This window comes from Promicromonospora sp. NPDC019610, assembly GCF_044389365.1.
Taxonomy (GTDB): domain Bacteria; phylum Actinomycetota; class Actinomycetes; order Actinomycetales; family Cellulomonadaceae; genus Promicromonospora.
The window spans coordinates 598275-617736 of sequence record NZ_JBIRXX010000004.1 but is presented as its reverse complement, the minus strand read 5'-3'; the positions used below and the strand labels follow the sequence as shown (position 1 = coordinate 617736).

Annotated in this window: 17 protein-coding genes; 4 read left to right on the top strand and 13 right to left on the bottom strand. The window is 67.1% G+C overall.

The window, feature by feature from the left end; genetic code table 11:
- Positions 1-619: 619 nt before the first annotated feature.
- The 4 genes from ACH45N_RS27740 to ACH45N_RS27725 all read right to left on the bottom strand — a co-directional run bounded on the left by ACH45N_RS27740 (position 620) and on the right by ACH45N_RS27725 (position 6306).
- Complete coding sequence (locus tag ACH45N_RS27740; RefSeq protein WP_397399493.1) at positions 620-3127, bottom strand: TIM-barrel domain-containing protein; 2508 nt, start codon at positions 3125-3127, stop codon at positions 620-622.
- 58 nt (positions 3128-3185) lie between these two features.
- Entirely contained in the window at positions 3186-4007 is an 822-nt protein-coding gene (locus ACH45N_RS27735) for a carbohydrate ABC transporter permease (protein ID WP_397399491.1), read from the bottom strand.
- An 89-nt stretch (positions 4008-4096) separates the two neighbouring features.
- Positions 4097-5047 carry a carbohydrate ABC transporter permease gene (locus tag ACH45N_RS27730; RefSeq protein WP_397399489.1) on the bottom strand — a complete coding sequence of 317 codons (951 nt, stop codon included), beginning with the start codon at positions 5045-5047 and terminating at the stop codon, positions 4097-4099.
- Positions 5044-6306, bottom strand: coding sequence for an ABC transporter substrate-binding protein (locus ACH45N_RS27725; RefSeq protein ID WP_397399487.1), 1263 nt, complete (start codon positions 6304-6306; stop codon positions 5044-5046). The genes ACH45N_RS27730 and ACH45N_RS27725 overlap by 4 nt, the downstream gene beginning before the upstream one ends.
- 191 nt (positions 6307-6497) lie before the next feature.
- On the opposite strand from ACH45N_RS27725, the gene ACH45N_RS27720 reads away from it, so the two are divergent.
- Positions 6498-7226, top strand: a complete 729-nt coding sequence (locus tag ACH45N_RS27720; RefSeq protein ID WP_397399485.1) for a TMEM175 family protein — start codon at positions 6498-6500, stop codon at positions 7224-7226.
- A 10-nt stretch (positions 7227-7236) separates the two neighbouring features.
- Positions 7237-7839 carry a VOC family protein gene (locus ACH45N_RS27715; protein WP_397399483.1) on the top strand — a complete coding sequence of 201 codons (603 nt, stop codon included), beginning with the start codon at positions 7237-7239 and terminating at the stop codon, positions 7837-7839.
- A gap of 7 nt (positions 7840-7846) precedes the next feature.
- Here the strand turns inward: ACH45N_RS27715 and ACH45N_RS27710 are convergent, their stop codons facing one another.
- Positions 7847-8053, bottom strand: coding sequence for a hypothetical protein (locus ACH45N_RS27710; protein WP_397399481.1), 207 nt, complete (start codon positions 8051-8053; stop codon positions 7847-7849).
- Positions 8054-8581: 528 nt separating this feature from the next.
- On the opposite strand from ACH45N_RS27710, the gene ACH45N_RS27705 reads away from it, so the two are divergent.
- Complete coding sequence (locus tag ACH45N_RS27705; protein ID WP_397399479.1) at positions 8582-9796, top strand: SMI1/KNR4 family protein; 1215 nt, start codon at positions 8582-8584, stop codon at positions 9794-9796.
- 157 nt (positions 9797-9953) lie between these two features.
- Here ACH45N_RS27705 and ACH45N_RS27700 read toward each other — a convergent pair whose 3' ends face one another.
- Both ACH45N_RS27700 and ACH45N_RS27695 read right to left on the bottom strand, forming a co-directional pair.
- Positions 9954-10268, bottom strand: a complete 315-nt coding sequence (locus ACH45N_RS27700) for a DUF5959 family protein (RefSeq protein WP_397399477.1) — start codon at positions 10266-10268, stop codon at positions 9954-9956.
- A 195-nt stretch (positions 10269-10463) separates the two neighbouring features.
- Positions 10464-10712: a bacteriocin immunity protein gene (locus ACH45N_RS27695; protein ID WP_397399475.1), complete on the bottom strand. Its 249-nt coding sequence runs from the start codon at positions 10710-10712 to the stop codon at positions 10464-10466.
- Positions 10713-10997: 285 nt separating this feature from the next.
- On the opposite strand from ACH45N_RS27695, the gene ACH45N_RS27690 reads away from it, so the two are divergent.
- Positions 10998-11621, top strand: coding sequence for a hypothetical protein (locus ACH45N_RS27690; protein WP_397399473.1), 624 nt, complete (start codon positions 10998-11000; stop codon positions 11619-11621).
- A 104-nt stretch (positions 11622-11725) separates the two neighbouring features.
- Here ACH45N_RS27690 and ACH45N_RS27685 read toward each other — a convergent pair whose 3' ends face one another.
- The 6 genes from ACH45N_RS27685 to ACH45N_RS27660 all read right to left on the bottom strand — a co-directional run bounded on the left by ACH45N_RS27685 (position 11726) and on the right by ACH45N_RS27660 (position 19457).
- The gene (locus ACH45N_RS27685; protein ID WP_397399471.1) at positions 11726-13096 is read right to left on the bottom strand and encodes a M15 family metallopeptidase; all 1371 of its coding nucleotides are present in this window, start codon (positions 13094-13096) and stop codon (positions 11726-11728) included.
- A 156-nt stretch (positions 13097-13252) separates the two neighbouring features.
- Entirely contained in the window at positions 13253-13864 is a 612-nt protein-coding gene (locus tag ACH45N_RS27680) for a hypothetical protein (protein WP_397399469.1), read from the bottom strand.
- Between the two features lie 180 nt (positions 13865-14044).
- Positions 14045-14482, bottom strand: a complete 438-nt coding sequence (locus tag ACH45N_RS27675) for a DUF5959 family protein (RefSeq protein WP_397399467.1) — start codon at positions 14480-14482, stop codon at positions 14045-14047.
- A gap of 55 nt (positions 14483-14537) precedes the next feature.
- Positions 14538-15893, bottom strand: coding sequence for an RHS repeat-associated core domain-containing protein (locus ACH45N_RS27670; RefSeq protein WP_397399465.1), 1356 nt, complete (start codon positions 15891-15893; stop codon positions 14538-14540).
- Between the two features lie 14 nt (positions 15894-15907).
- Positions 15908-17869 (bottom strand): hypothetical protein, encoded by a 1962-nt coding sequence (locus ACH45N_RS27665; RefSeq protein ID WP_397399518.1) that lies wholly within the window; start codon positions 17867-17869, stop codon positions 15908-15910.
- 658 nt (positions 17870-18527) lie between these two features.
- Positions 18528-19457, bottom strand: a complete 930-nt coding sequence (locus ACH45N_RS27660) for a hypothetical protein (RefSeq protein WP_397399463.1) — start codon at positions 19455-19457, stop codon at positions 18528-18530.
- Between the last annotated feature and the right edge of the window lie 5 nt (positions 19458-19462).

Here is a 19462-nt window from a genome sequence, read left to right as displayed (position 1 = left end):
GGGGGGGCCGGCGCCTTGGGGCGCGCCCCGGCGGGGGCCCCCCGTCTTGGCACCCGCCCGACGCCGACACGAACTGCCGACCTCGCGCGCGGCACTGGCGCGGTGCGCTCGGCTGCACAGCGGTCTACCCCGTCATTGCGCCCGAAACAGCCCTGGTTCCGGGCCCAATGACGGGGTAGGCGCCGCGGCGTCCAGCGCCCGCGACCGACGTCCGCGACCGACGCCCGCGTCCGACGCCAGCGACGGACGCCCGCGACCGACGCCAGCGTCCGGCGCCCAGCGGTGACCGGGTCAGATCGGTGGCGGTGTCCAGGGCGGAGGGTCGGCTGCGGCAGTCAAGGGCGGACGTCGGCGCACGGGCGGACGTCGGCGCACGGGCGGACGTCGGCGCACGGGCGGACGTCGGCGCACGGGCGGACGTCGGCGCACGGGCGGACGTCGGAGCGTGGCCATCTGGTGGTCGGGTGGGCGGGAACCCCGTTCGCCCGGGACCCTGAAAGTTCACCGTGGCTGGACAGTCAGGCACAACCGGAACTCTCGGGCCTCAGCAGGCCGAAGTTCAGCCCACCCGGCACCCTCCGTCCTTCATGCTCTCGCCCGCCGACCCAGACCCCGACCGTCAGCGCACCGCCGGGTCGACTGCCGCGAGCTGCTCCACCAGCGCCGCACGCACCGAGTCCGGCAGGTCGACGGCGGAGAGCTCCGCGAGCTTCTCGGCCACCGTGCGCGCGCTGCTCACGATGTCCCAGGCCTCCAGCTTCTCCGGATTGCCCGACTGCGCGCTCTCCAGGATGACGCGCGCCGCCTCGGTCCGGTCCGAGCCGACGCGCAGCGGGCCGCCCTCGACCTGGACCACGATCTCCGCCGTCGGCGGCGCGGAGACCTTGACGCTCCACCGCCCGTCGACGCCGTCCACCGGGACCGCAGCGCCGTTCACCGTCACCGGGCCCGCGGGGATCCCGGCCAGGAACGTCACCGTCCACTCCCGGTGCGCGGGCACCGCCGTCGCGTCACCGCGGACCGGCTCGATGCGGAACTCGCCGCGCTCGCGGTCCCAGCGCAGCGTGGTCGTCGCGGCGGGTCCGGCGCCGCCGTTCGGCACACCGTCGATCGAGGCGACGTCGTCCACCGACGCGGCACCATCCCCCGCGTCACCAAGCGCACCGGCCGCGCCGTCCACCAGACCAGCCGCGCCGCCCACCGGACCACCCACACCGTCCTCGGCGTCCTCCACCAGCACGAACTCCCCCGACGCCCCCGGCGCCACGAGCGCCTCCAGCGCCTCAGGGTTCCGGGTCGCGTCGAGATCAGACCCGGCGTCGAGCGGCAGGATGCCGCCCTCACGCAGCAGCGCCGGGACGGACCCGAGGGGCCGGTGCATCTCGACCGTGCGTCCGCCCTGGTAGACGGCGTCGGTGAAGATGTCGGTCCAGAGCCCCTCGGGCAGCCAGACCCGCACGCTCCCCCGCAGCGACGCGGCGTCGCGGGGCGAGGTGATCGGCGCGACCACGAGCTCGCTGCCGAAGGCGTACTCGTTGGGCACGCGGTAGGCCTCGCTGCGGCGCGGCTCCAGGTGGTACATCGGCCGCACGAGCGGCACTCCGACGGCGGCGCGGTGGTTCATGGTGTGCAGGTAGGGCACCATGCGGTGGCGGAACCGCAACGCGTCGTCCATCGCGGCCCGGTGCTCCGGAGGGAAGGCCCACGGCTCCTTGCGGATGAACGGGTTGTTCGCGGAGTGCAGCCGCATGATCGGCGAGAAGACGCCGAACTGCACCCAGCGGGTCGCGAGCTCGTCGTCGCGCACGCCGCGGGTGTGCCCGCCGATGTCGTGGCTCCACCAGCCGTAGCCGATGTTGGCCGCCGTGGCCGTGAACTCCGGCTGGAACGCCAGCGACTCCCACGAGACCACGGCGTCGCCGGAGAAGCCGACCGCGTACCGGTGGCTACCGGGCCCTGCGTACCGGGAGAACGTCATGCCGGGCTTGCCGTCGCGGGCGGCGTCGAGGTGGTGGAAGTGGTTCAGCACCCACAGCGGGTCGACGCCCGCCATCCCGGAGGTGCGGCCCTGCTGCCAGTCGATCCACCAGAAGTCGACGCCCTGCTCCTCCAGCGGGTGGTGCAGCTCCCGGAAGTACGCCTGGAGGAACGCCGGATCGGTCGGGTCGAACGGGATGGGCTGCTCGGTGTCCGGGTCCACGCCCAGGGCGCGGGCCATCGCGGGGTACGCATCCTCGAACGCGCGGACGCCGTCGGCCGGGTGCAGGTTGAGCGTGGTGCGCAGACCGCGCTCGTGCAGGGCGCCGAGGAAGCCCGCGGGGTCGGGGAACAGCGTGGGCTCCCACGAGTACCCGGTCCAGCTGCTCCCGAAGCGCTCCGGCACGGAGCCCACGCGGTGCCAGTCCATGTCGATCACGGCGACGGAGAACGGGATCCTCTCGGCCGCGAACCGGTCCATGAGCGCCAGGTACGACTCGTCGCTGTACGGGTGGTACCGGCTCCACCAGTTTCCGAGCGCCCAGCGGGGCAGCCGCATCGGGTGCCCGGAGACCCGGTACAGGTCGCGGACGGCGTCGGTGTACTCGCGGCCGAACGCGAAGACGTACAGGTCCTGCCGGCCGGGCACGCGAGAGCCCACCCAGCCGTCGTCCTCGAACAGGAACGACGCCGAGTCGTCGACCACGCCGATGCCGTCGCGCGACACGATGCCGGGCTCCAGGTCGGCGCGGCCGTCGACGTCGTCCAGCGTGCGGGCCGTGCCGCCCAGGTCCCACGTGGGCTCGCCGTACCGCCAGCGCCCCGAGTCGCGCCCGAGGATCTCGACCACGAGACCGCTCGCCGAGAACTCCCCGCCGTCGTACCGCAGCCGGGCGCGCGCCGTGGTGAGCACCACACCCTCCCCGACGCGCTCGACGGCGAAGGCCGCGGGCGGCAGGTCGCGCCGGATCGCGAACGTGGAGGCGCGCTCCTCGAACCCGCCGTCCGCCGAGCGCTCGATCCGGAAGACGCCGTCGCTCAGCACGGTGATGCGCCACCCGGCGCCGTGCACCTGCTGCTCGCTGCGCGCGCGGGGCGCGGCCTCCGGCAGGGGCCGGACGACGGACAGGCTGTCGACGATCTCTGACATGGAACTCCTCGGTGCTTGCGGTACGTGCTTCGATTCGCGACGGCTCAGCCGGTCAGGCTCAGCTCTTGACGGCGCCCTGCGTCACGCCGCTGATCACCCAGCGCTGCGCGAACAGGTAGGCGACGATCGTCGGCGCCATCGCCATGAGGTACGACGCGAAGGCCACGTTGTAGTTGGTGCCGAACTGGCTCTGGAAGATGTTCTGCACCACGGGCAGGGTCTGCAACGTGGGGTCGGACATGATGAGCGACGGCATCATGAAGTCGTTCCACGACGCCAGGAACGCGAAGATTCCGACCGTAGCGTTCATGGGCCCGAGCAGCGGCAGGATTATCCGCCAGAAGATCTGCCACGTGCTCGCGCCGTCGATCCGGGCGCTCTCCTCCAGCTCGATCGGGATGGAGCGCAGGTAGGCGGTGTAGAGCAGCACGCTGAACGAGAGCTGGAACATCGCGTGCAGGATCCCCACGCCCAGCGGGTTGTCCAGGCCGGTCAGTGCCGTGAGCTGGATCTGCGGCAGCGCGACGACGGGGAACGGCAGGAACAGCGCCGCGAGCAGGTAGACCATCGACCAGCGGAAGAACCGGCGGTCCCAGTTCCGGGCGATCGCGTAGGCCGCCAGCGAGCTGAGGAACAGCGTGAGCAGCACGGCGATCGCCGCCACGGCCAGCGAGATGCCGAACGAGACCGGGAACCGCGTGAGCGACCAGGCCTCGGCGAAGCTCGCCGGGTTGAACGGGGCCGGCAGCGAGAACGCGTTGCCGTCGGCCGACTGGGCGCTCGTCTTGAACGCCATCGACAGCGTCACGTACAGCGGCACGAAGACCGTGAGCGTCGCCAGGCCGAGCACGATCGTCAGCGGCCAGTTGGTGCGGTGCACGTGTCCGACGTGCGCCGGGCGCGGGGATCGGGCGGACGGGCGCGGGCCGGACGGGCCAGGGCCGGCGGTGCGAGAGGCTTCGACGGTGGTCACAGCTGGACCGCCCTTCCACGGGTGGCGACGATCTGGGCGACGGAGATGAGCGCGGTGACGACCAGGAACACCGTGGCGTTGGCCATCTGGTAGGCGTAGTCGCCCCCGGTGAAGCCGCCGAAGATCGTCATGGCGACGCTGCTGGTGGCCGTGCCGGGGCCGCCGCCGGTGAGGCCGACGATGACGTCGTACACGCCGAGGTAGCCCTTCACGCCGAGGATCGTGTTGATCAGGATGAAGCCCGCGATGAGCGGGACGGTGATGGACCGGAACTGCCGCCAGGGCGTGGCGCCGTCCAGGGCGCTCGCCTCGTAGAGGTCGTTCGGGATGGACGTCAGCCCAGCGGTGTAGACCAGCAGGGCGCCCGGGATCGTCTGCCATGCGGACACGATCACGATGGACAGCCAGGCCAGATCGGGGTTGCCGAGGATGCTCTCCTCCAGCGGCCCGAAGCCCACAGCCGTCGCGATCGCGGGCAGCGAGTTGGAGAACAGGAAGTTGAACACGTACGCCACGACGATCCCGGAGACCACCATCGGGATGACGAACACCGTGCGCAGCGTGGTCGCGAACCGGATGCGCCGGGTCAGCGCCACGGCCAGCGCCAGCGCGATGGTCTGCGCGACGACGACGGTGACCAGCGCGAACCCGAGCGTGAACCCGTACGACTCCAGGATGCGCGGGTCGCTGAACAGCGCGGCGTAGTTGCGCAGGCCTAGGAACGACCAGTCACCGAAGCCCACGTAGTCGGTGAGGCTGTAGAAGATGCCGATCAGCGCGGGGACGATCACGAACGCCGTGAAGATCAGCAGCGTCGGGACCAGGAACACGTAGTACAGCGGCTCCACGCGCCGTCCGCTCTTGCGACGGGCCGTGCGTCCGGCCGCCGGGGACGGTGCCGCGCCCCGGGCCGCCGTCTCACCCTGGTACATCGTTGTGTCAGTCATACCGTGGCCTCCCGTCCGGCGAGCCGGCGCCAGTCGGCGTCGAGCTGGCGGAGCATGCCCTCGAAGTTGCCGGAGCGGATCGCGGACTGCAGGTAGTTGCCGAGCGGGATCGACGTCGGCACGAACGTCCCGGCCCCCTGGTAGAAGGCGGCGCGGTCCACGTAGTCCTGGAGTCCGGCAAGCCGCTCGTCCTGCTGGGGCGGGGCGTCCTTGAGCGTCGAGTACGCGAGGTTGTCGCTGTTGTAGGCGTTGATGTTGTCGGGCCGCATGAGGAACTCGACGAGCTCGCGCGCCTCGTCCTGATGGGCCGACGCCGTCGGGATCCACAGGCCGAGGTCGATGTTCACCCGCGCCTGCCGGTCCTCGGGGTTCTCGGAGACGGGCAGTGCGAAGGTGCCGATCTCCAGGTCCGGGTCAACCAGCGCGATCTGGCTGAGCGCCCAGGGACCCTGGAGGTACATGGCGGCCTCGCCCTTGCCGAAGGCGAGGTTGCCGTCGGCGTAGGCCCGCACCGCGTGGTCCTTGTTGAAGTACGACGAGATGGTCTTGGCGCGCTCCATCGGCACGGCGAAGTCCTTCTCGAAGGAGACCTCCGAGTCCGGCCCGACGTCGGTGCCCAGCTCCTTGAGGCGGCGGAAGAACTCTCCGGGCGCCACGAGGCTGCCCACGGAGTAGTCGAACAGGCCCTGCCAGAGCGTCCAGGTGTCGCGGTCGGTCGCGTAGACCGGCGTGATCCCGGCGCGGGTCAGCTCCTCGCAGACGTCGACGAACTGCGACCACGTCTCCGGGACGGGCAGCTCGTGCTCCGCGAAGATCTTCTTGTTGTAGATGACGCCGGCCGCGGCGAGCGAGTACGGCAGCACGCTGGTGCGGCCGGGGTACGTGGCGTACTGGTCGGTGAGCTCGCCGATGTCGGTCCGGACCGCCTGCGCCGACGGCAGGTCGGAGAGGTCCCCGAGCACGCCGCGCTTGATGTAGCGGGCCAGCTCCAGGTTGTCGTTGAAGCAGCCGACGTCGGCAGGCTCGTTGCGCACGAACTGCGGGGCGATGGCGACGGTGCTGTCGTGCACCACGGTGAGGCCCGGGCGCTCCTTCTCGAACCGCCGCAGCAGCTCGTCGAAGTACGCGATGACCTCCTGCTTCTGCTCGTAGAAGCGCAGGGTGGTGCCCCCGCCGGACCCTGCTGAGGCCGACGCGCACCCCACCACGCCGAGCGCGACCAGTGCGGCCGAACCGGTGAGAAAAGACCGTCGGCTCAACGATGAGGGACGACCTGAACCTGGACTCACGCTGCATCTCCCATGCTCGAACTCCGTTGCTCGCGGCGACCGTCGGAATTTACAGCGCTGTAAATGATCCGTCAAACATCCGGCGGTTCGGCGTCCTCGCCGGTCCGGTTCGACGTGGCAGGATCACCGACGAAGGTTCAGGACGGTCCACGGAGGTCCCGATGGAAGCTCGGACGGAAACCGCACCAGCGCCCGTGCGCACCAGCGAGCGCCTCATCGCGTTCCTCGACGCCGCGATCGCCATCGCACTGACACTGCTGATCCTGCCGCTGATGGAGAGCGTGTCGGAGGCGGTCGACGAGCAGCAGACCCTGGGCGACTACGCGTCCGAGCACAGCTGGCAGCTGCTGGCCTTCGCGCTCAGCTTCGTGATCATCGCGATGTTCTGGCGCATGCACCACGGGATCCAGGCGCCGGACACTCCCCTGACCCAGCCGCACCTGACGCTGCAGCTCGCGTGGCTGTTCACCATCACGGTGATGCCCGTGGTCACGGCCCTGACGGGCGGCCTGGACACGGACCGGCCGCTGGTGGCGTCGTACATCGGCAACCTGGCCGTGAGCGCCTGGCTGCTGTTCGTGATCGCCCTCGTCGAGCGCCGCGACCGGACGGCGGCCGGGCTGCCCGTGGACGCGACCCTCCCGGCGACGCCGCTGGCCGTCGCGCTGCTGTTCACGCTGACCCTGCTGCTGGCACTGATCGTCCCGTCGTACTCGTGGTTGTTCCTCATGGCGCTGTCGGGTCTCGTCCGCGCCGTGCTGGTGCGGCTCGGCGTCGTGGGGCGGGATCAGACGGCTCACGGCGGGGGTGACGCCGCCGGCGGCGGGATTGACGACACCGCCGAGCACTCGTCAGGAATCGAGAAGCGCCCCCCGCCGTCCGCTCCCTAACGTTGTGGGCATGGCAAACATCGACTCCGTCACCCTCGAGGTGGCCGACCCCAGCACCGCCCGTTCCTTCTACGACGCCGCCTTCGGCCTGGGCGAGGACCGCCTCGACCTGCGCGCCGGCGAGACGCCCAGCACCGGGTTCCGCGGCTTCCACATCTCCCTCGTCTCCGACCAGCCCGGCGACGTCCACTCGCTGTTCGACTCCGCGGTCGCCGCGGGCGCCTCGGTGCTCAAGCCCATGGCCAAGTCCATGTGGGGCCACGGCGGCGTGGTCCAGGCGCCGGACGGCACCATCTGGAAGATGGCGACGTCCGCCAAGAAGGACACGCGCCCGGCCGAGCCGCGGTTCGACGAGATCGTGCTCCTGATCGGCGCGGAGGACGTCTCGGCGAGCAAGAAGTTCTACGTGGGCCACGGCCTGACGGTCGGCAAGAGCTTCGGCTCCTACGTCGACTTCAAGATGGGCTCGAGCCCCATCGGCTTCGGCCTCTACAAGCGTGCCGCGCTGGCCAAGGACGCCGGCGTGCCGCCGGAGGGCACGGGCTCGCACCGGCTCACGGTTGGTGGCGACCTCGGCGAGGTCACCGACCCGGACGGGTTCGCGTGGGCGTGAGCGACGGCTACGCCGGCGGCGTCGGCGGGTAGAACTCGCCGTCGTCACCCTGGACCCGGGCGTCGAGCGCACCGGCGAGATCGATCATCTTCGCCAGAACCGCTTCGTCGGGGTTCCGTACCGTCACGCGACCACCGTGGAAGCGGAACGGGACCTCGGCGTGCTGCGGGTGCCCGGTCCACGCCGCGAGGTCCGGGCTGGGGATCGTGAGCACTTGCCCACCGGGAAGCGCGGCGGTGATCCCGTCACCGAGGCGAGAATGTCCTCGGCATGACGCCGCGCGGTTTCACCGTCACGTCATTGATCGGGCGACAGCCACTGCCGCATCGACGATATCGGACGCAGTCCGTTCCGATCTGGAGTCACCGACCGGGTGAGAACGAGGGGAATTGACCCCCTATGACCGGTCGGGTATACCCAGCCTGGAGTCGCACGATGCCTGGTCTCCCTCAACCGCGAAGCCGCGGCAACGGGGTGCACGGAGCGGCGTCACCGGCCTAGTCCCCGAGCAAGCTCCTTCCGCCGTCCCCTACCGACCTCCGGAGACGATCCGATGCCCGCACGCCCGGCCGAGACGACCGAACCCGACGCCCTGTCCGAGCTCGGGCCCTGGAAGCCCCTTCTGCGCGTCGTCCGCGAGGCGCACCCCGAGCTGTCCGAGTGGTCAGGGACCATCGGCCCCGGAAAGTTGGGAGGCCTTCCCGGACCGGTCGGCGACCCGTCGGAGTACTACCTGAGGATCATGGAGGCGGCCCGGCCCCTCAACGATGTCATGACGGAGGTTGGCCGATCCGATGTCTCGTTCTCCGTCCGGCTCAGGTCCGACGATCACGTCGTCGTGACGCTCGCGGCCGAGTCGTCGAGCGCGACGATCCACCGCAACTTCGCGGTCAACACAGCGGGGCACGTGGTGCTGTCCGGCGATGCCCGCCCTGAGCCGGTCCGGCGCGTGCCGGAAGAGTACGCCGAGCGCCGGCCGGCGGCGTCGGCCGACCCGGTGCGGCTCGAACGCGTCCTGCGGGAGCGGATGCCGAATGCCGTGGGTGCGAGCGAGCAGGACCTTGCTGCGCTGGAGGCGCGCCTCGGCGAAGCGTTGCCCCCAGAGTTGAGGGCAGTACTGCGGGTGACCGGTACGGCACGAGGTGACGGCGGCCTGTTCGACGAGGACGAAGACCACTGGATGCGGGACGTCCACGCGCTCGGCGGGATCGACCTATTCGAGCTCGACGGCATCGAGTGGGCGGCGCAGGCGGACCTGCGTAAGGGGATGCCCTTCGACGTCATGGCTCGTAGGGCCGTGGTCACTCGGCCTGACGCGGCGTTGCAGGGCCTGGTGGACTCGTCGCGGTGGCTGATCATCGGCGACCATGGCGGCGGGAGCGGCAACTGGGTCGCGATCGACCTGGCGCCGGGCCCGGCCGGCAACGTGGGACAGCTCGTGGTGCTCGACCACGAGTCCGTGATCGGCGCGCGGCTCCTTGCCGAGTCGTTCACCAGCCTGATCCTCGACGGGGGCATCGCGCAGCCCGGGACGAACCCTGGCGAAGAGCCGCCGGCCGTCGTAATGATCAACAGTTCCGAGAACATGACGATCGAGGCAGCCGCCACCAGCGACCTCGAGGTGCTGCAGATCGGCTACTGGGACAACGAGCCGACGGACCTGACCCCGCTGCTGGGCCTGCCCCGGCTGCGCACACTGACCGCGCAGCCCGGCAAGATCGCCGACCCCTTGGTGATCAGAGAACTCGGTCAGCTCGAGTACCTCGAGATCGGTCTCGCCGAGTGGCAGGCTCTCCTCGCCGCGGACGCCGTCCCGGACTCGCTGCTCGCAGCAGGGATCTCCGGCTACAGCCTCGACCAGGGCCAGGTCGAAGACGTGTACAACCGCCTGATCCAGAGCCGGGGTGGCACAGCCTTCACCACCGTGACCATCGAAGGACGTCTCGACCCGCGTTGAGCGCGTCGGCGGCGGTGATCTGCTCGGCCCAGCCGACCTCTTCCAGTGCCCGCGAGTCGTGCCGCGAGCCACGCACCGGCCGCGAGCCACCGACCAGCGCACCATCCAGGCGGCCTGCGGCCTGGGTGTTCAGGGCCAGCTTACGGTGCTGGCCGTTCTACACGTGCCTATTCTCGGCCAAAATCCCCTCGGCTCCATCAACGAGGTCGAGCGAGAAAGTCAACCACTCAGACGAGTAGTCCATGTTCATGGAGACATGAACATCCTCATGGATGAACTCCACCCAGAAGTTTTCATCTTCCCGAGGCTGGGCAACAATCGGCATCGACCGGGAGAACTCACGCCATGTCGCCATCTCACCACGACCCACACCGTGCAAGAATGTGCGCCACTCACGGATATCATTCAACGAAACCCAGGTCTCCGATGATCCTTTCACAAACTCACTGTCAATTGACAGCTCGGCAGACACCCCCATGAGTCTATCGTTAGCGAGAATTCCGACAAGCGCCTCATCGCCAGAGGATGGGATCACCAGCGACGCATACCCCAGTCCGGAATTAAAGCGAAAGAGCTCGATATCACTCGACATTCAAATTGTACCTCTCAATATGCACGGATGCTCTTGACGCACACTTTCGATCCAATGATCACGCGTTCATGGTGATCACTGCGTGACCGTCACGTCATCGATCGGGCGATAACCCAGTGCCGCGTCGACGATCTCGGCCGCAGTCGGATCCGATGCGAAGTGCCCAGCAGGGTAGAAGATCAAGTCGCTAGCGGCAGGATGCGGGACCGCGGCCTCGAAGCGTTCGACAAGACGAGTCCCTTCCACTTCAGACAGGCCCGGCGTTCCCTCCAGGATGAACTGCACGAGGTCGACCAGATCGGCCCGGGTGGGGTGGCGCGCCATGACGGCAGTGTGCCACCTGGCCCGGGTCAGCACCCACGGAACCTACCTTCGGTGCGAGGCTGATACTGAGATCGCACGGGGTGGATCTCGGCGGCCTGTATCCATCACTACGCCTGCCACACCGAAGCCGCCGAGTGACGACAAATCCAAGGACAACTAGGTGGAGCTCTTCGCGAACCAGCTAGGAACCCACGAGCCGTGGGATCTCTCCGACACCTGACGCCTCCTTGATGGCGGCAGTCCCCATCATTGGGGCATCGGAAACAGTTCGGCTAGGGTCCGCGCATGGTCCGCTACGAGCAGTCATGGAACCGGACGAGGAGCAACGAGCGCATGGTCTGGGCGGCCCATCTGCTCGACCTGCTCTACGTTGAACCGCGAACGAAAGACCTCTCACCGGGATGGAGCATGGGCGTCATCCGTTTCTGGTCCCATGACGGCCGCAGAGCACGCGACGTGGTTCTGGTCCGGCGCGAGTATTCCGCAGGCGAACCGACGGGCCGCACTCAGGTTCTCGTCCCGGCACCGGACGAGATGTATGACCCGTGGGGGCCGTGGGGCTCCTGGCACGCCGCTGAGACCGACGACGAGGCGCTCGCGATCATCTGCGACGAGCTCGACAACCTGCCGCACCGAACGGTTGAACCTGTGGTGTGGACTCTGCGGGACAACGACGGTGTCGTCGCGCGGCTGGTCGCGACGGAGCCGGACTACCCCGGTCTAGCTGGTCAGATGGATCCGACGCACCTGTTCACCCGATGGAGCGAACACCTAACTGACAAGCGACGGATCGATTCCGTTCCCGGGCTCACGATGCACGACCACACCGGCGCCAGTGTGCCCGCCTACCGGATCATCGTCTTCGACGACGGCGGAGTCAGCTGGCGCTGGGACCTGGCGGAGAGCTGACGAGACCGCTTCCGGTGCGGGCTCATCGAGGTCCACGACCGCCCGTTCGGGAGCCGCGCCCACAGAGCCCTCATCGCCGTGGCCATCGAAGGGCCCTGAGCACTTCAGTAGCTGTTCGGTGCCTTGACCGACTGCCAGTGCCACGGCTCCGGGTTGCGCCCGGACGGCTCGGCGAACGGCGGGTGCACCCAGCCGTAGGCCTCCGCGTTGGCCTTGAGCCAGTCGTACTGCGCCGACCCGAACGCGGCCACGCCGCCGCCGATGTCGATCGCCAGGCCCGTGCCGTGGTTGGAGCAGCCGGGCGGCGCGGCGGTCTTGGACGACGGGTCGTACAGGGCCTCCTGCTCCGCGTAGGTGCGGTAGGAGGAGTTGATGGTCATGTTCACACCGAACTCCGCCGCGTAGGCGGCGTTCAGCTCGGCCAGGGCGCCGACGACGTCGGAGCGCACGTAGTGCCCTGAGGCGAACGGGATCTGAGCCAGCTCGGACGATGACAGGTGCCCGTTCTCGGCGGACCAGACCTGGTCGGGCTCGGGGCAGGTGCCGGCCGGAGCAGTCTCGGGGTGGTCGGCCGTGCCAGTGCCGTCGCCCGGGTCGGTGCCGGTGTCGTCCGCACCCGGGTCGGTGGTGTCGGCCTCTGCTTCTGCCGCGTCGTCCGCGGTCTCCGCCGACACCGCGGCGGCGGCCTCCTTGATACCGGCGGTCGCCTCGGTCAGGGCCTTGGTCAGCCGGCCGGCGTCGGAGAGCACGTCGGCGCTCGCCTCTGATGCCGCGCCGGCCTCGGCACTGCCGGCCTGAGCAGTTCGGGCCTGCGCCGTCGCAGCGGGAGATGCGTCCGCCTGAGTTTCCGCCGCAGTCTGGGTATCCGCCGCAGTCTGGACCTCCGCTGCCCGTGCGATCAGCTTGTCCGCCTGGGCGGTCAGATCGCCCGCGTCGTCCAGCGCGGCGCGCAGGGCGTCCCGTCCGACGGCGTCCGCGGCCGAATTCGCGTGCACCTGCTCGCCCTCCACCACCGCCGTCTTCAGAGCATCCCGGGCCTTCTCCAGCCCGGACACGGCCCGCGCCAGCCGGGCCTGCCGCCCCGAGGCGACGACCGCACCGGTCGCCTCACGCAGCGCGGCGGTCACGGCGGGCACGTCGTCGGCGAGCGCGTCGCTCGCCTCCAGCAGCGCGGTGGCCTCGGCCTCCGTGTCTGACGGCGACGTGGTCACCGACTTCAGGGACGTCACCACGCGCTCTGCGTCCTCGATCGCCGTGCTGAGCGCACGACGCGCGGACTTGGCCGCGGCCTTCCCGTCCGGGCTCTTCAGCACGGCCTGGGCGTCGTCCAGGTCCGCGGTGAGGGCGGTCTGGAGCGACACGCTCTCGGCGATCGCCGCCTGCGCTCCGCCCGCCGCGGACGACGGATTGGTCGCCTCCGGTTCGAAGATGTCGAACGCGTAGGCGCTCCCTGCCGCGACGACCAGGCTTGTCACGGCCGCGACGATGCCGATCGTCCACCGCTTGCGTCTCCGCTCCGCGGCGCGCGTGCCTCGCCTGGGCCGCGGCGACGTTGGAGGCGCCGGCGGCTCGGGCCAGAGGGGTGTCTGGGTCAGCACCGACGGAATGTACCGCCGATCCGGGGCCGGCGCTCAGATCGCATGGGGTGAATTTCGTTCCAATCTCACGAGCTTCGGCGACATGGCAGGGCCAAACAGCTTTGCTCGCTCGGAAGCTCCCTCAAGCATCGGAACAGCCAGCGGTTGGATGTGCGATCGGAGCTCACCGAGCAGATCCTCTGCAAGACCTTGGCAGATCTCGATGAAGTCGACGCCGTCAGACTTCTTTCGATTCAGTCGCACCTGATAATCCGATGGAAACTCATCTGCCAGGCGCCTGATCCTCGTGAGCAGATCTACCACATCGGCGCCAGATGCTCCCATGTCAACGGACAAGGTGTACAGCCCGCACAGACCGTGCAACAGATTCCAGCGATCCGACCGCCGTCCTTCACCGACAATCCGCTTGTCGGCAGGCCACGTCGAGAGCGTTGCAAAGTCGTACCGAAACTCTTCCTGCGCCGGATCTATTGCAGGACACACGACCCACCCCGACTCAGGTCGGTCGAATCTCTCCAATTCCGCACGGAAGAATTCTGGGCCGCCCCCAAGACCGCCTTGTTCGCCGATCGCCCGCAGGGAAATGCTCAGGTCGCTCCAAGACATCGGAACGCCAACCCTGTCGATCACGGCACCCAGAGCCACCCGGTTCACCGTCGCCAACCCCGAGAACCGACCGGTCTGATCAGCACCATCGGCTCTTCCTCCGCCCTGAGTCCAGTAGCAGCGACTAAAGCCGCCGCACTCCCGGCGTAGCCTCGGCGCCCCCGTGCTCGTTTTCCTCGAAACTCAATGCATCCTGCACAGCGCCGGCCAAAGAAACACTCAAATTCCGCTGCCGATCATGCGACGGACCGAATTCAGTGACTTCTTAGCTTCTGCGATCCAGGCATCCTCACGATACGCGGTAACACTTACGGCCACACCAGTGTCATCATCGATCACCTTCACCCGAATTTCTTCGTAGGAGTAGTCAAGTGCTTGGCCGGACACCACCACCCCTGACAGGCCAAATCCTTTTCGCCCCTCACGCCAATTAGCCGATTTACCGCTATCCAAAGCGGTGATGAAAGTGGCCAGATCAATGAGATCAGCATGGTCTATGTAGCAACGGCCCGAACCGCTCACGAATTCTGTTTCAACCGACACCAGTAGTTCAAACTGGCTCACCTCACCGTGATTTACAACTTCACGAGTGATCTGCAGCGATATAGCCCCGCCGTCGCTCGAAAATTGGGCCAATCCATAAGGTATTTCGACCATTGATTCTCCTAGGACAGCACCTACCGGAACGGTGACTAGAATTCACCTTGATCACCTATGAGCAAACGGGCTCAATCTGGGGGTTTGAGACGTTAGCGACGTACATGTTGCAAGTCATCGCGGGTGAGATCAGTGTCATATTCACCCCAACCGGCCGGAGCTGACCCCGTCGATAAACAGGAATCGACGCGTACAGAACATTCCCACTCTTGATAGCCTGCTTAGCCTTCGCCTCGAATGCCACCATCCCGGTGCCCGCGTCCTGATTCGCCGCCCAATGCATTGGGACAATGTTCTGCCTCCCCTTAACAAATCCAGTGTCTCGCGAAATTCCACCGAGCTCCCGAGCTAGAAGATGCGTCTTGTCATCCCATGGTGCCTGAAGTCCTACAGGAGCAACAGGCCTTCGATTGTCGAGGCGTCCAATGGTGTTCAGACATGCCAGCACACCCGTGGCACGCCCTTCGGCGTCGAGAGGATTGTAGTGGAACGTGTTCCCAGTCGCCTTCGAGCAGGCGGCGGATGCCTGGTCGAGATCTGGCTCCCACTTTTTGTCTCGATACTGCGCTGTGTCACCACTGAGGCTCAAAACCATGGTCAGGGCCAGAAGTGGCCCGCCAATGCGTCCGTGCGGCGAAACCGCAGGGGGCCGGTTCCCCGGGGCCTTGACGCTCTTAGGGTCAACGAAGAAGTTGCTCGGCTGCTGCGTCAGTGTCTGGATGGGAGGCGAAGGCGCCAGAAGCGCTAGCATTCCTGAGCCACTCGATGATGCGCAGACTTCTCGTATTCCCTCGGCACACGGCAGGTGCCCATCGATCTCGATCATGGAGATGGGGTTGCCGGCTCCGAATGCATACCGGTTGCTTGTGTAGGGGCTGGTACCAAGCCCCATGTCGGACAACGCCCCGTTGTACATATCCCGGGTCGTGAACCGGTTCAGGCCGGGGGCGTAGTCACGGAACCCCATGTCGTACGTCCCGGAGGCCGCGTCCCACCGCTTGGAGTTGTACCGGTACGCGTTGTACGGCTCCGCATCCTCCGGCGCGCCGGCCTCGGGCTTGTCAAAGCCGGTGTACTCAGCCTCGTCCGCGTTCCCGTACGCGCTGTATCCGTAGGTCGCGACCGCGTCACCTGCATCGTCGGTCAGCGTCTCGACATCGGTGTGCGCGTTGTACCCGTAGTACGCGCTCTCCCCCGCCTCGACGCCCGCCTCCGGGTCGGCCTGGTGCGTGATCTGCGACAGCCGCTGACCCCACGGTGAGTACTGGTACGACTTCGTCAGCTCTCCAGCGACCTCCTCGCCCAGCACCTCCGACGACAACCCGAGGTAGGTGTAGTCCGTCGTCTCGCCGCCGGCGGTCTTGGACGCGGTCCGGTCCAGCGGGTCGTACGCGTAGGTCGTCGACTCCATGCCGCCGGACTCGTTCAGCTTCTCCGACGCGCGATGTGGTCGAACCCGTCGTACGTCGTCCGGCTGATCGTCAACCCCGCCGAGACCACCGACGTCTGCCGACCGAACGGGTCGTACCGGTAGGACACCGTCGCACCACCCGTCGTCGCCGTCAGCAGCCGGTTGCGGTCATACGCGTACGTCGTCGCCGTCCCGCCCACGTCCTGCGAGATGACGTTCGCGTTGTCGTCGTGCACGTACGTCTCGGTCTTGGCACCGTTGCCGGTCTTCACCGACTGGGAGAGCCGGTCCACCGGGTCGTACGAGTACGTCGTGGTGCTGTTCAGGTACGCACCCGCGACGTCTGCGTTCGCCTTGGAGGCGACGTCGGTGGCCTTGTTGCCGTTGTTGTCGTACGTGTAGGCGTGCGACGCGACCAGCGCACCGCCCGACTTCTCCTCACGCAGCGACTTGAGCGCACCGTCCAGGAAGAACCCGTTGGTGACGACGTTCCCGTTGGCCTTGGTCTGCGTCGCCTGACGCCCCAGAGCGTCGTACGTGTACCGAGTCACCTTCGCCGCCGCGGTGTCGTTCAGGTCGTCCACCGACAGAGACGTGAGAGGTCCACGAGCATCGAGCGCGAGGTCGTAGGTGTACTCCGACCGCTGGTCCGGGTGCCCCACCGTCAACGGCTGCCCCAACACGTCATACGAGTACGACGTCGTAGCCGTGTCCTGACCCGCCAGCGCCTCCTTGACGGACGCCACCTGGTTCAACCCGGTATACGTGACCTGGTAGTCATCCGCCCGGGCACCCGACGAGGTGTCGTTGATCCCCGTCAGGTTCCCGTTGACGTCATACGAGTACGCGAACGCCCGCGCCTCCGTATCCGTGTCGGCTGCGTTGTCCCGCACCAACCGCACCCCGTCAGCGATCACCTTCCCAGTCGCCGACGGCTTCAGCGTCACCGTCACCGGGTCGCCCTTGCGCAGCACGACCTGGCCGACGTCCTTCCACCCGGCCGCGCCCGTGGTCTGGTTCACCGTGTAGGCCGGCTCGGTCACCACACCGCCGTGACCGTCCCCGTCCTTGCCGTGCGTCAGCTCGAACTTCGCGTCCGTGGCCGCACCCGAGACCTGCGGGTACGTCACCGCCACCTTGTACGTCCCGTCCGCCGGCGCGTCCAGGGTCCACGTGAACTTGTCCGTGCCCGACGTCGCCGCCGCGTGCGTACGGTGGTCGGTCCCCTGCTCGCCCGCCACTGACGCCGTCGCCCACGTGCCCGCCGCCGTCACCAGACCGGCCGTGTCGTTGTCCGTCACCACCGAGTGCGACCCCACCGGCACGCCGTCGTCAGCCTTGGTCTTGAGCTTCCCCTCCGGGAAGTACGACCACGTCATCGTCCGGTTCGCGGAGCCGTCCGCCGAGGTGAGCGTGCGCGCCGTCTGCGCACCCAGGTCGTCGTACTCATACGTCGTGGAGATGTCCCACGCATCAGAGGACGCCTTGATCCACCCGTTGTCGAAATACTCAACCGTGGACTCGTTGCGCGCCGTCTGACCCTCCGACGGCGGCATCGACGTCTTCACCGCGCGGCCCGCCGCGTCGTACGTCGTCTCCGTGAAGACGTTCGCGTCGTTGTACCGAGCATCGGCCGGGTCATACGGCTGGAACTGCTTGACCGGCCGGTTCAGCGCGTCGTACTCCGTCCTTGAGGCGAAGTCGTCCGCGTTGGCCGTCGCCACGCCTCGCGGTGTGATCACCCGCGTGGTGTTGCCGACCTCGTCGTACTCCACCTTCGTGGTCCGGTACTGCACCACGCCGCCGACGCTCTCGTGCGGCGTCTTGGTCTCCACCTGGGCGCCGCGCTCGTCATAGGTGACGTACGAGGTGTTGCCGTCCGGGTCCGTCGAGGAGAGCGCCAGGCCGTCCGCGTCGTACTCCGTCGAGCTCGAGTTGCCGGCTGCGTCCGTCGCCGAGACCGGCCGGTGGTTCAGGTGGCCGGGTCAAAACTACTGTCCCATTCACCGAACTGGGGCTACCCCAATGCCATCGGCGCCACCAATGTGAACAGTGAAACCCGCTTCGTCGACATCCACCCAATCGGTTGGTATTGCCCCTACCACAAGGGAAGGGCGCGGGGTGTAACCGTAGTCCGATTCGGGGTCGAAACTTCGTACAGAAACGACCTTCGCTCGAATACGCGGTATTCCAATGATGCACGAGCCTCCTGGAACCAGATCTTCCAGCTCCGGATCAATGCGTCATGGAGAACTCATCTCCATCTCGTCCTGATCGAGCGGTAGATCAATCTACCCACTCCAAGGGCGAGGAGCATTGGAGTCTGACGTTCTCCAGGGTAGTTCCACCGAGACCAGGTACTTCCGAACGTCTCGCACCCTGGCAGACCTTGGTTCACAATAGAACTCGACGACGTCACCTACACGAAAGCCAGGATCTCGCTGGTCAACCATCAGACGTCCTCTAAGGATAGGCATGGAGACTCATCGCCGAGGCCATTGGTGTCGAACGAGCGCTCCAGCAATGCAGCGGGCCACGCGTCACCACTAGACGGGCATTCCTTCGTTAGCGAATAGGTTCCCTAGGCCTGCAATCATGCCACAGCCTTCAGGACGCAATAGCGCCCTGAATCCGCTATTCAGTGGTAGTGGCCGAACTGCTATCTACCCTCCGTTGCAGTGCTATTAGCATGGACGTCCTTGCGTTGGAGCCGCCCGCTCCAGTGTCATCATCCTCATCCAGATTCAAGGCTGACTCGATGGCTATATCAAGATCGATCTGATGGTCGCCGAAGTCGGTGACGAGCGCCCTTGTCAGGAGGTCAACTGCGGCGTCGGCATAACCCTGGGTCCACATGCGCTCGACAAGAGCCTGGAGTGGCCCCTCATACATGTCGACCCACGGGCTGCCATCTAACCGCTCGCCCACTTGAAGCAGCGCGAGCATGTCGTCCCTCGATTTTGCCTTCCATGGCAGGCCTAGGTCGATCCCAATAAAGTGCGCCGCCATCCGGACTGGGGTCGCCTCGTGGGAATTCGCATTCGTCAGAAGTGCGATCGTCCGCTCCGAGTCAAGCAACGCGAGGGCAAACAGCAGATCCGCCCGCACGGCATCCTCTTGTTCTGTGTCCCACCGAGCCAGCAAAGCATGGATACTTCCCTCTGGCTGTCGACACTGGGCAACCGCGTAGACCGCTTGACGCCGGACCTCCGCAGCTTGATGCTCCAAGAAATGCAACAGCAATGGCAGCTCGTTCACGACAGCGGCACGCGCAGATCCCTCCGGGATGCCGACCTCATCGTTGCTGTCAGCTATGGCGCCGAGCAGCCTCAACAGCTCCGAGAGGTCCCCCACCTCTTCCTCGACGAGGTCGGCCACATATGGAACTGCCGCCAGAGTGATCGGACCGACGACTCGCCCACCGACGAGCAGTTCGTATAGGCCGTAAATCCCATCTTCCGACACCGACGGGTCCACTGACTGCACATTGATCAGACATTCTCGGACTTCCTCATCGAGAGGTCCGTACACCCGTTCGGCATCGTGAAACGAACCTTCAGGCACGTCGA